At 46.4% G+C, this 12,228-nt stretch carries 11 protein-coding genes; 9 read left to right on the forward strand and 2 right to left on the reverse strand.

Annotated features, from left to right (window positions below):
* The 4 genes from ABD014_RS16680 to ABD014_RS16695 all read left to right on the forward strand — a co-directional run.
* Positions 1-1,334: glycoside hydrolase family 3 C-terminal domain-containing protein (locus ABD014_RS16680; protein WP_343862977.1), on the forward strand; the 1,334-nt coding region annotated here is incomplete at its 5' end.
* A gap of 124 nt (positions 1,335-1,458) precedes the next feature.
* Positions 1,459-3,150 carry a sulfatase family protein gene (locus tag ABD014_RS16685; protein WP_343862978.1) on the forward strand — a complete coding sequence of 564 codons (1,692 nt, stop codon included), beginning with the start codon at positions 1,459-1,461 and terminating at the stop codon, positions 3,148-3,150.
* Between the two features lie 80 nt (positions 3,151-3,230).
* Positions 3,231-3,443 carry a hypothetical protein gene (locus ABD014_RS16690; protein ID WP_343862979.1) on the forward strand — a complete coding sequence of 71 codons (213 nt, stop codon included), beginning with the start codon at positions 3,231-3,233 and terminating at the stop codon, positions 3,441-3,443.
* An 89-nt stretch (positions 3,444-3,532) separates the two neighbouring features.
* Positions 3,533-5,311, forward strand: coding sequence for a sulfatase (locus ABD014_RS16695; RefSeq protein WP_343862981.1), 1,779 nt, complete (start codon positions 3,533-3,535; stop codon positions 5,309-5,311).
* Between the two features lie 131 nt (positions 5,312-5,442).
* On the opposite strand, the gene ABD014_RS16700 is transcribed toward ABD014_RS16695, so the two are convergent.
* Positions 5,443-6,330, reverse strand: coding sequence for a leucine-rich repeat domain-containing protein (locus ABD014_RS16700; protein WP_343862982.1), 888 nt, complete (start codon positions 6,328-6,330; stop codon positions 5,443-5,445).
* Between the two features lie 74 nt (positions 6,331-6,404).
* Positions 6,405-6,833, reverse strand: a complete 429-nt coding sequence (locus tag ABD014_RS16705; protein ID WP_343862984.1) for a TFIIB-type zinc ribbon-containing protein — start codon at positions 6,831-6,833, stop codon at positions 6,405-6,407.
* A gap of 212 nt (positions 6,834-7,045) precedes the next feature.
* On the opposite strand from ABD014_RS16705, the gene ABD014_RS16710 reads away from it, so the two are divergent.
* The 5 genes from ABD014_RS16710 (at position 7,046) to ABD014_RS16730 (ending at position 12,225) form a co-directional block, all read left to right on the forward strand.
* Positions 7,046-7,978, forward strand: a complete 933-nt coding sequence (locus ABD014_RS16710) for an ArsR/SmtB family transcription factor (protein WP_343862985.1) — start codon at positions 7,046-7,048, stop codon at positions 7,976-7,978.
* Positions 7,979-8,188: 210 nt separating this feature from the next.
* Positions 8,189-9,475: an ABC transporter substrate-binding protein gene (locus tag ABD014_RS16715; protein WP_343862986.1), complete on the forward strand. Its 1,287-nt coding sequence runs from the start codon at positions 8,189-8,191 to the stop codon at positions 9,473-9,475.
* Positions 9,476-9,493: 18 nt separating this feature from the next.
* Positions 9,494-10,381 carry a carbohydrate ABC transporter permease gene (locus tag ABD014_RS16720; RefSeq protein WP_127003812.1) on the forward strand — a complete coding sequence of 296 codons (888 nt, stop codon included), beginning with the start codon at positions 9,494-9,496 and terminating at the stop codon, positions 10,379-10,381.
* Between the two features lie 3 nt (positions 10,382-10,384).
* Positions 10,385-11,191 carry a carbohydrate ABC transporter permease gene (locus ABD014_RS16725; RefSeq protein ID WP_127003810.1) on the forward strand — a complete coding sequence of 269 codons (807 nt, stop codon included), beginning with the start codon at positions 10,385-10,387 and terminating at the stop codon, positions 11,189-11,191.
* The gene (locus ABD014_RS16730) at positions 11,188-12,225 is read left to right on the forward strand and encodes an acyltransferase family protein (protein WP_343862987.1); all 1,038 of its coding nucleotides are present in this window, start codon (positions 11,188-11,190) and stop codon (positions 12,223-12,225) included. The genes ABD014_RS16725 and ABD014_RS16730 overlap by 4 nt, the downstream gene beginning before the upstream one ends.
* Positions 12,226-12,228: the final 3 nt, after the last annotated feature.

Consider the following 12,228-nt stretch of genomic DNA (forward strand, 5'->3'; position numbering starts at 1 on the left):
GAAATGCCAGAGATTCGAAAGAGGCAGCCAAAAAAGCGATTGATGCGACCATGGACATTGAAATGGTTACTCGTGCTTATGATCATTTGCCGCAGTTGATCGAGGAAGGAAAAGTGTCAGAAGCGCAGTTGGATGCAGCAGTAAGACGTATTTTGACTTATAAATACAAATCTGGATTGATGGATGATCCATTCCGATACATTCGTCCCGAGAAGGAAATGGAATATCATTTCCATGAAACGCATTTGGAAGCGAGCCGGGAATTGGCGCGAAAATCCATTGTGTTACTCAAGAATAACGGCGTACTGCCGCTTGTGAAGAACGCAGAGAACATCGCTGTGATCGGGCCGTTCGGCAGCAGCAGGGATCTGCTCGGTGCATGGCAGTTCTCCCGTTTCGGGGATGATACCGTGACGCTGCGGGAGGGACTTGAAGCGAAAGGAATCACAGCTGATCGCCTGCGATTCGCGGAAGGATGCGGTGTGCATCGCGAGATCGAAGGCGGACTGGAGCAAGCGGTATCGCTGGCTAGCGAGTCGGATGTGGTCATTCTAGCGCTTGGCGAGAGCAGTAATATGTCCGGCGAGGCGGCCTCCCGCACAGATATTATGTTACCTGAAGTACAGCAGCGATTGGCGGAGCAGATTGTCAGCCTTGGCAAACCGGTCATTCTTGTGCTCACAAACGGACGTCCGCTCGTACTAGAATGGTTCGAACAGCATGTCGATGCGATTCTAGAGACGTGGTTCCTCGGATCTCAAGCGGGACATGCCATCGCCGACGTATTGTTTGGCGACGTGAACCCTTCAGGTCGATTGACGATGAGCTTCCCAGCAAAGGCGGGACAAGTACCGATCTACTATAACCGGTTTAATACAGGCCGTCCTGTTACAGATAAGAATCAGCATGAGAAGTTCATTTCTAAATATCTCGACAGTCCGAACGAGCCTCTCTATCCATTTGGATATGGCCTTAGCTACTCCACATTCCAGTACTCGGAACTGGAGCTTGATCGCAATGTCATGTCTGCTGACGATGTGATTACCGCGAAGGTAACGGTGACCAATATCGGTGATCGTGCGGGGCAAGAGACAGTACAGTTGTACATTCAAGACCTATATGGAAGCGTTGTGCGTCCAGTGATGGAGTTGAAAGGATTTGCTCAAATCCATTTGCAGCCGGGAGAAAGTAAGGTCGTCTCGTTTAAAGTGACGGAAGAAGAATTGAAATATTATACGGCGGATGGAAGCTATCAGGCAGAAGTCGGGGCTTTCAGAGTCATGATTGGTTCGAATGCGAGAGACGTTGAAGCGGTTGAATTTGAGTTGATCTAATATTGCGGTTCGTGCGAATCGAGGCGTTCGATCCGCACGAACCATCCTATATGCCTCAAGATAGTTGGGTTAAATAATTGTGACAATAGGACAGACAAAAGATATGCAAAGGAGACTTTCGCAAATGGGTAATAAAGAACAACGGCCGAATATATTATGGATCAGTTTGGAAGATACGAGTCCGAGATTCGGATGCTATGGCGATTCGCTGGCGCGTACGCCACATATCGATCGACTAGCACAAGAAGGGGTTCTTTATCGTAATGCCTTCGCTACGGCGGGTGTTTGTGCCCCTAGTCGGTCTTCGATAATCACAGGAATGTATCCAACAGCCATCGGAGCGCAACATATGCGAACTGAACATGTTAACAAGTCGACCCCGGAGCTGCCGACGCCTTACAGCACCGTACCTCCCGCACATGTAAAGCTAATACCTGAGATGCTGCGCGCAAACGGGTACTACTGCACAAACAATTCAAAAACGGACTATCAGTTTCAGGCCCCTCTCACTGCATGGGACGAGAACGGTATGGCAGCGCATTGGCGCAATCGTGAGTCCGGTCAGCCTTTCTTTGCTGTTTTCAATTATGACGATACGCATGAGAACAAGATGTGGCCGCCAAAGTCGATCGAGCAGATGTTGGAGCGTCTCGAAATGGAAGATGAAAATCAGTTTGCACCTGCGAGAGCATTTTTCGAGAGTGCCCTAAAGGAAAAACCACTTATAACCGATCCAGATCAGGTTGTTCTTCCTCCATATTTACCGGATACACCGGCAACACGCAGGGCACTCGCTAGACATTACGACAATTTGGCTGATGCAGACGCTTTCGTTGGCCGAATTCTAGAGCAGTTGGAAGAAGACGGATTGTCCGATAATACGATTGTCATGCTGTGGAGCGATCATGGAGAAGGCCTGCCGCGCGCCAAGCGATGGACTTACGATGCGGGTATCCGCGTACCGTTGATCGTCAGATCTCCAGGGGAGACTGAAGCAGGAAAGGTCAACGATCAATTGATCAGTTTGATTGATCTCGGGCCGACGGTTCTTTCGCTAGCTGGCGTTCCCGTTCCACGTTATCTACATGGTCGACCGTTCCTCGGTGAGCACAGTGAACCGCGCGAATATATTTTTGCTACGCGGGATCGATATGACGAATCATACGATAAGGTTAGGGCTGTCCGGGATAATCAGTACAAATATATACGTAACGACTATCCTGATCAACCGTATCTTCAATGGATCCCGTTCAGTCACTTCCACCCTGCTTACCAAGAGTTGAAGAGACTTCAGCTTGCTGGCACTCTAACGGATGAACAACATGCATTGCTACAAAACCGGCGGCCACCAGAGGAACTATACGACTGCATGAATGACCCGCATGAGTTGAACAACTTGGCGGAGGATCCTGATCACAGGGAACAGTTGCTTCGTCTGCGTAAAGTGCTGGATGAGTGGTGCGAACGCTATGACGTTTGGGGAGACATTCCCGAGGCCCAAATGGTGCAAACGATGTGGCCTAACCTTATTCAGCCGCAAACGGCAAAACCGCTCATAATCCCGATTAATGATAAGCTACCTGGACTAATGCCGATGCAAGAAGGCACGTTCACCGGACCAGCAGAAATCGTACTCCATTCGGCGACGCAGGGCGCTTCTATCGCATACACGCTCGAAGATTCTCCAAATCCACGCTGGGAGCTATATACTGGTCCCATAATTCTGACCGGTGGTCATGTACAGATTCGGGCGATTGCAGTGCGCATTGGTTATAAGGATAGCGATATTTCCGAGGCCATATTCAACGTGCAATAAACGAAAGCTAGATCGTAAGCAGGACATGTCATCGCCAAGATTTACGGATTATATCTAAATATGAATTGGAGGTTTTAAGAATGGTATTTAACGAAAACTCTAAATTGGGCGATCTACTTCAGAATGATTCTGCAACGGCTGTGTTGGAACAACATCTCCCGGGTATTACCACAAACAATATGCTCGCTATGGCCAAGGGGTTTACGCTCAAACAATTGTCCGGTTTTCCGCAGGCCGGTTTATCAGAAGCTAAATTGACGGAATTGGTAAATGACTTGAAGGAGATCGAATAATAGAGAAATAAACCAAACCAATCATGTCGTAATACCGATCAGTAACGAGAAGTTCAAATTTGGCATTTTCACTTAGGAGGAAATAAGACATGCGTGCAATTATGGTTATGTTCGACACATTAAACCGTCACTGGCTGCCTCCGTATGGCTGCGATTGGATACATGCGCCCAACTTCCAACGTTTGGCAGAGAAAACAGTCGTATTCGACAATTGTTACGTTGGCAGCATGCCTTGCATGCCTGCGAGACGGGAGCTACATACAGGACGTTACAACTTCCTTCACCGGAGTTGGGGTCCTGTGGAACCCTTTGACGACTCTATGCCGGAGTTGCTGAAAAAACAAGGTGTTTACACGCATTTAGTAACCGACCACCAGCATTATTGGGAGGATGGCGGTGCCACCTATCATACTCGGTATAGTTCCCACGAATTTATTCGCGGTCAAGAAGGGGATCCTTGGAAGGGACATGTCGGCGAAATCGAGATTGAGCAGCAGATGGCTCACGATTTACAGAAGCCTCTATTCCGTCAGGATCAAATCAATCGAGAATATTTTCCGCGCGGCCGGGAGGAAGATTTTCCGCAAGCTCAAACCTTCTCAAGAGGCATGGAATTCATTCGGAAGAATAGCCAAGAAGACCGTTGGTTTCTTCAGCTCGAAACGTTCGATCCGCATGAGCCGTTCTACGCGCCTCAGAAGTACAGAGATTTATATCCACATGAGTATAACGGCAGACTATTTGATTGGCCTCCAATGGGTCCAGTGAGCGAAACGCCGGAGGAGATCGCGCATATCCGCTATGAATATGCGGCTTTGCTTAGCATGTGTGACGCCCATCTGGGGAAAGTGCTTGATCTGATGGATGAGCTGGATATGTGGAAAGACACGATGCTCATCGTTAATACGGATCACGGATTCCTACTGGGCGAGCATGATTACTGGGCGAAAAACGCCCAACCATGGTACAACGAAATTGCACATACACCGCTCTTTATTTGGGATCCGCGAAGCGGAAAGAAAGCGGAACGCCGAAGCAGTCTCGTTCAAATGATTGATATGGCTCCGACGCTGCTGGACTTTTTTGGATTGCAGGTTCCGAAAGACATGACTGGCAAACCTCTTCGAGAAACCGTATTGAGCGATCAACCGGTTCGTGAGGCAGCCCTCTTTGGTATTCATGGAGGACACGTCAATTGCACGGATGGACGGTACGTTTATATGAGAGGACCGATGTCACCAGATAATGGTCCGTTGTATGAATATACGTTGATGCCTACCCATATGAAAAACATGTATTTGCCAAATGAACTTCAGAACATGGAACTGCAAGAACCATTCTCCTTCACAAAAAATTGCCAAACGCTGAAAGTGCCAGTAGGCTTCCAATGGTTCAACGTCTATCGGTTTGGTACCAAGTTGTTTGATGTGGTAAATGATCCTAAGCAGCAGCATGAGCTGGATGCGCCGGACGTTGAGCTCCGATTCATTCGAATCATGGCCGAGCTGATGACAGCGAGTGATTCGCCGCCTGAACAATTCGTCAGATTGGGCATTCCTGTTGATGGCATCATGGATGAATCAAGTCTTAAACAACAGAAAAAAGAGATTCTTGCAAATGGCAAGGTTCATATTCTGAAGGGGATTGAATGGACGCGTGAGGCGCAAAATCAATGGCATTTTCTTCTTAGTCTAATCCCGGCAGCACACAGGGAAATGATCCAGCAAGGATTCGTGCAGTTTGCGGAGAATATAGGTATTTCGCAAGTGAATAGTCAATTAATTAGCCAATTCGTGGATTTTGCTATCCCGCCGGAAAACAGAGAGATGGTAAAAATGATCCTGCCCACTGTTACTAGAACAGATTGAAACGGTATCAACCCCTTAGTAGGAAGTTGAATAAGAGTCATCACAATCGAAATGTCACTGATGTAGAAATGAGATAATCTCCCTCAAAATAGACTGAGGGAGATTATCTCATTTTATAGTTCTTCCTTACCTCAATAAATCATAACTCCCTTATCGAGAACAGACTTGTTTTGCACTTGATTCCCTAAAATATATAACTTCTGCAAATGAGGCAGGTTCACTAAAGGCTCTACATTTGAAATAGCGTTATTCTCCAAGTGGAGCTCCTCGACTTGTTTCCAACTTTTCATGAAATTTAATGATTGAAGTGAACTGTTTTGCATGGTAAATGAACGTAAGGCTGTCAAATTAGCAAAGTAAGGCATCACCTTATCCATTTCATGCAACCAATCGCCATTATCTATTCGGAAATATACTTGATTCAAAGTTAAATGTTCCAGCGTGTTATTTACAAAAGGATCCCGACTATTTATTTGGAAATGGCATTCATTACAGTTTAACGTTTTGACATGCTGTAAATTGAATAATGCACTCGTCTCATCATAGAAAGACGTCTCATTTAAATTTAAAGTTTGCAGTTTGGGTAGACGATTTAAAGAACTGATACCTGTGAAGTCTCCAGACTCCATCGCAGTAAGTTGTTCTAGCTGTGGGAATTTCACTAATTCCGCCCCATCCAAACGATCTGCTGTCCCGCTAATGTCAACAGTTAAAGATTTTAAAGCTGGCGCCTTTAGCTTAGGTATGAAAGAACCTGATAATTCAGCTTTCTTTAAATTTGGAGCCACGATTGATGGTACAGTGCCATGGTAACCCGTTATGGCCAATTCGGTCAGTGAAGTCAGGCTGTTTACAGCATCAACTGATTCCAATTTATAGAGAGAAGATAAACGTAGATTGGTCAATGATGACTTATTTCTAAGGCGCTCTATATTCGTAAGGTCAATACTATTAAGCTCAAGCGACTGCAAGTTCGGCATGTTTTGTATAAAATCAAGCGTTTTTAAGTTTCTTACCAATGTAAGCTTCAACTCTTGTAATTGACTTAGTGAATAGAACGCGCTGAAATCTGTCGCATCATTATTGTCTATAGTTAATGACTCATTTGGTGAGCAGATAAATAACGGATACTTGCGAGTTCTTCCTTAGTAGGCATCGCTTCGCCTTTACTAAAAATATCTCTTAGAAAGAACAGCAGCACTTCACTCTCCGGCATCGTTCGCACAGATATTTCTTTATGGCTGCCGTATTCTGTTTGGTTACCATTCAAAAGGAAATATCCAAACAATGCGGCAATGATTACGATCGGTACAATGAGAAGGGCTTTTAAATTCAGGTTTGGACGTGCTGTTGTGTTGACCGGAGTTGTTCCATAATAATTATTAATCGTCTGATCAACATAATAGACGTTATTCTCCTTCAACATTAATTCAGTTCCACAATAAGGGCATTTGAAGGTTTTCCCTTCTTTATAATCGATGTTCCCATTGCAATTTGGACAATTTAATCTAATAAATTCCACTATTTCCCTCCCTGTAGCTATCTTATTTATTTTTCAAATAAGCTTAGTTGCCGCCCATATAAATGTCAACATTTTCTACATACTTAACTAACCAACTAATCAGGAGGATCAGGTCATGGGTCAATATTCGTTCCACAAATATTGATTTATTCCAAAAATATCGCCTATAATAGAAAATGCCTATATATAAATTAGAATGGTAGGTGACGGCGTTGTTTGAAGTTGGAATTGATGAGCCGGATAAGCTTGTCCAGGTTGCTCATGCATTATCTACGAGAGCAAGGGTTGATATATTGCGTTTACTCTCTTCCAAAAGTATGAATGTGATTGCGATTGCTGAGGAATTATCTCTGCCGGTCTCTACGGTAGCTAACAATGTCCGGATTCTCGAGGCGGCGGAATTGATTCATTCGGAGCTGCTTCCCGCTGTTCGTGGGGCAATGAAGGTATGTACGCGTACTTACGACGATGTTCATATCATGCTGAATACCGTCGTTCGCGGGCGGGATGATGGGCAGCAGGTGTATGAGATCGAGATGCCGATCGGCCAGTATAGCGACTGTGAGGTATATCCTACTTGCGGTATGGCAAACGCTGAGGCGATGATCATTAAGGAAGATGAACCGGCGAGCTTCTATCATCCGAATCATGTGGGCGCGGGCATTATTTGGTTCCGCAAAGGCTATGTGGAATACTTGATGCCGCTCGAAATCCCGCAGAATGCACGAATTGAAGCAATTGAATTCTCTATGGAGCTCTGTTCAGAGGCGCCTAATTTCGATAATGACTGGCCATCGAATATATCGGTATGGGTCAATGATATAGAGATCGGAATGTGGACCAGCCCTGGGGATTTTGGGGATCGAAGAGGCAGGCTTAGTCCGGCTTGGTGGAGCAAGCAGACGACGACGCAATACGGTCTGCTGAAGACGTGGAGGGTTGACGCCGAGCGTACGACGCTGGATATGAAGAAGGTCTCGGATGTCAAACTATCGGACTTGAGGCTCGAACAGAAGCCTAGCGTGAAGCTGCGCATTGGCGTGAAGGCAGATGCGGTACATAAAGGCGGAGTCAATTTGTTCGGTCGTCATTTTGGCGATTACGAGCAGGATATCATTATGAAAGTGCATTACACATGCTACTGAAATAAATAGATTTTATAGAGACAAGCATTAGTTACCAAATTATTGTAGCTAATGCTTTTTTATATGTATTAATTACAATAAAATTAGATGAAAGCGTTGACAACGAAATAAACCGGCCCTATAATCAAATAAAAATACATGATATTTGTATCAAAACAAATATTTTGTATCTTTTATCGACAAATTTCTATTTAAAAGGGGAGGAAGACTATGAAGAAATCGTTAGTGACGTTGGTATTACTGGTATTCATGAGTACCCTGATTCTCAGCGCCTGTGGTGGAAGCAAGCAGGATGGAGGCTCGACTTCAAATGGTAAGAAGGTTACATTGTCTTTCTGGACGTTGTTCTCTGGCGGTGACGGCGACAATATGCAGGCGATGATTGATTTGTTCAATAAAGAGCATCCAGATATACAGATCAAAAATACGAAGCTGGAATGGGGCGAATACTACACCAAGCTCATCACAGCGGTGGGCAATGGCAACGGTCCTGATATAGGTATTTCCCATACTTCCAGACTCCCCGATCTAATCGACCAAGGTGTTGTAAGTGGGCTTGATGATATTGCTGCTTCAGCCGGTGTAGATTGGAACTCTTTCAACCAGAATCTTCTCTCCGCAACCGTAGTAGATGGCGTTCATTATGCCGTGCCAATCGATACTCACCCCTTCATCATGTACTACAACAAGAAACTGTTAACTGAGGCAGGACTGCTTGGTTCGGATGGCAAGCCAACGATAGAGCCCGGGGCCGACGGTTTTGTATCCTTCCTTCAGACGTTAAAAGAGAAACTACCGAACAATATTACTCCTTTTGCACTTTCACCTAACAATGATGATCCATTCCGGCTATGGTGGGCTTTATACACTCAGCTTGGCGGCAATGATGTCATCTCTGACGATCTAAGCAAGGCCCAAGTAGATGAGGCTAAGGCAGTTCAAGCCGCTAAATACATCCAAGATCTCTATCTCCAAAAATATATTAAAGAGAACGATCCTGACTTCTATAAAAACTTCCAGAGCGGGACTGCAGCAATCATGATGACTGGCGTGTGGGCCACAGGCACCTGGGAGGGTACAGAAGGGCTAGACTTCGGGGCGATGCCAATTCCGCAGCTATTCGACCAACCGGCGACATGGGGGGATTCCCATACGATCATTCTGCCGGTTCCGAAGAAAGAGGATCAGGCGAAGAGAGAGGCGGCAATTACCTTTGCCAACTGGATCGCGGATAATGGCCAGATTTGGGCCAAGGCGGGACATATTCCATCGAAGCCATCGGTTCTCGACAAACCTGAATATAAGGAAATGCCTTATCGAAGTGACTACGCAGCTGTAGCCGATACCGTTAAATTCAACAAGCCTTCCACGAAGAACTGGCAGATTCGCGATATGGCTATGTTCAAATATTTGAATGAAATTTGGGCTAACAAAATGTCGGCAGAGGATGCCATTGCTCAGATGCAGACGGAGATCCAGAAAGTACTTGATAAATAGAGCAGAGGGGTAAACGCAATGAAAATGAGCAAAATGAAGGCGGACCTACAGGCACTTCTATTCTTGCTCCCCTTCCTCATCGTTTATTTCCTGTTTACGATCTGGCCGATGATCAAGGGCGTAGGAATGAGCTTCTACAAATGGACGCTGATCAGGAAGATGGAGTATCTTGGCTTCGGCAACTACGAGAAGCTATGGCATGATCAGGATTTCTGGGCATCGGTATGGCACGCCTTCCAGTTCGTGATATTTACGACACCAACGATGGTTGTACTGGCGATTATCCTGGCCTTGATTGCCAATCGCAATTCCAGGCTGCAGCGGCTGTATCGAAGCGCCTTTTTCCTGCCGAGTGTATTGTCCGTAGCCGTTGCTTCTTACTTGGGACTATTTATTTTTCAACCCTATACCGGATTTCTGAACTCCGTCCTCCATTTGCTGCACATCCTGCCTGAAGGGAAGGAGATCTTCTGGCTGACTGAGCTGAATTTGTCCTGGGTGGCGATCTCGGTGCTGACGCTTTGGTGGACGGTCGGGTTCAACTTCATCTTATATCTGTCTGCTCTGCAGGATATTTCAGATGACATCTACGAAGCTGCCCGGCTTGATGGAGCGAATGACAATCAGGTTCTCTGGCGGATCACCTTGCCGCTGCTTGGACCGATAACACGCACGATTATCATGCTGCAGATTATCGCTTCCTTTAAGGTGTTCATGCAGATTTACATCATGACTGGCGGCGGCCCGTTGGATAAGACCAGGCCGGTCATTCAATACATCTGGCAGACAGGGTTCCGGCATAATGACCTGGGTTACGCAGCGGCGATGTCGTATGTACTGTTCTTCATTCTGCTGGCACTGTCGGCAGTGCAGTATTGGATGAACAATCGGAAGGAGGCGAACTAACCCATGAAATGGATATATCGCATCATCTCGCTCGCCTTCGCCGCCTTTTTCCTGATTCCGCTAGTATGGATGCTCGTCGTCTCTATCAAAAAAGAAGGCATGAAGATCACTTCGGTAGTCGATTGGTTTACACCGCCCTATTCATTAGCGGTATACAACGAGGTCATCACAGAGACGAAGCTGCTGCTCTGGTCCTGGAATAGTCTGTTCGTGGCGGCACTGGTCACCCTGTTCACGGTCATCATTGCCGCTATGGCCGGCTTCGTATTATCGAAGATTCCATTTCGCTACAAGACGTTTATCTTCTTGTTCGTACTATCCGGGCTGCTTATTCCTGGTGAGGCGATCCTAATTCCGCTCTATCAATTGGCGAAGGAAATGGGCATCTTGAACTCTTATTTCGGACTTATTCTTCCAGCGTTGGCCTCTCCGATTGCGATCATTGTATTAAAAAGCTTCTTCGACGGGGTTCCCAATGATTTACTGGAGAGCGTGCAGATGGACGGAGGCGGTACGTTTACGATCTTCCGGCGCATTATGCTGCCGCTGACCCGGCCGGCGCTGGCTTCCATGGCAATTCTGACCTTCATCGGTTCGTGGAATAACTTCCTCTGGCCATTCTTATCGGTAACGGATGACAACCTGTTCACCCTGCCGATGGGAATACCGACTCTGATGGATCAGTTCACAGAGGACTATGTTAAGCCGATGGTCATCAATACAGTCGCTTCGCTGCCGATCGTCGTCGTATTCCTGATCTTTGAACGGCAGATTATTAAGGGCATCAGCTTGTCGGGGATTAAAGGGTGATTGGACAGCGCGAGAATGCCATCGATATTTTCAAAGGATTGCTGGTGCTTGGCATGGTTTACTGCCATAGCCTGCAGTTTTTCAGCGATCCGCTGGTATATCCGAACGGCCAATACTGGATCGAGGCCATTAATTTGTGGACATTCTCAGGCTTTATATTCAGCTTTGGCTATGTATCCGAGCTCGCCTATTACAGCAAGCCGTTCAAGCAGGCCGCACCACGTATGGCATTGGCAGCGCTGAAGACATTGATCGCTTTTTACATTTCCGGATTGGCGTACCGATTGTTTGTTGATGAACGGGAGATAGTCTTGGCAACGATCAAACCGATATTGCTGCTGCAGGATATTCCAGGCTGGTCGGAATTTATCATTTCCTTCAGCTATTTAACACTTGCAGGGATGCTGTTGTTTGTACCTCTCCGCTGGCTGGCGGAGCGAAGATGGATTGCGCTGGCTGTCGCGGTCCTTCTGCTTGCCACAACGTGGCTGCCCTATGGGACTATTCATATGTCGCAATTGGCACCACTGCTGGGAACGAGGGATTTTGCCTCTTTTCCAATATTGCAATATTTCCCGTATTACCTAGTCGGCATACTGTTCGCTAAGTATCGCGTCGTCTGGAATTGGAAGGTGTTGACCGCTGCCGGCATAGCTACTGCCATGTTCGTATGGAAATGGCTCTCCGCGGATACTCTGCCGGAGCGGTTCCCTCCCTCGGTGTGGTGGATCGTAGGTCCAGCGCTGCTGTTATACGGTTATTACTTGGCGGCCAGATGGATGGAGCGATATGCTGTATTATCCCTACCCTTCGCGGCGATGGGGCGTAATGTACTATGGTTCTTAATTATGAGTAATATCCTGATTTTTGCACTGAGCAGCACTCATGATGCAATCATTCTAGGTTTATTTGCAAGTCTGCTCATGACGGTTGCGCTGCTGCTGGTACCTGGATTCGCCATCTGGATTATCACGATGAAGAGATCAACATCTATAACTTCAATTTCAAAAACTATAGAACATAAGGATAGGTGAACA

Origin of the sequence: Paenibacillus motobuensis, from assembly GCF_039521865.1 — a bacterium.
Classification (GTDB): Bacteria; Bacillota; Bacilli; order Paenibacillales; family Paenibacillaceae; genus Fontibacillus; species Fontibacillus motobuensis.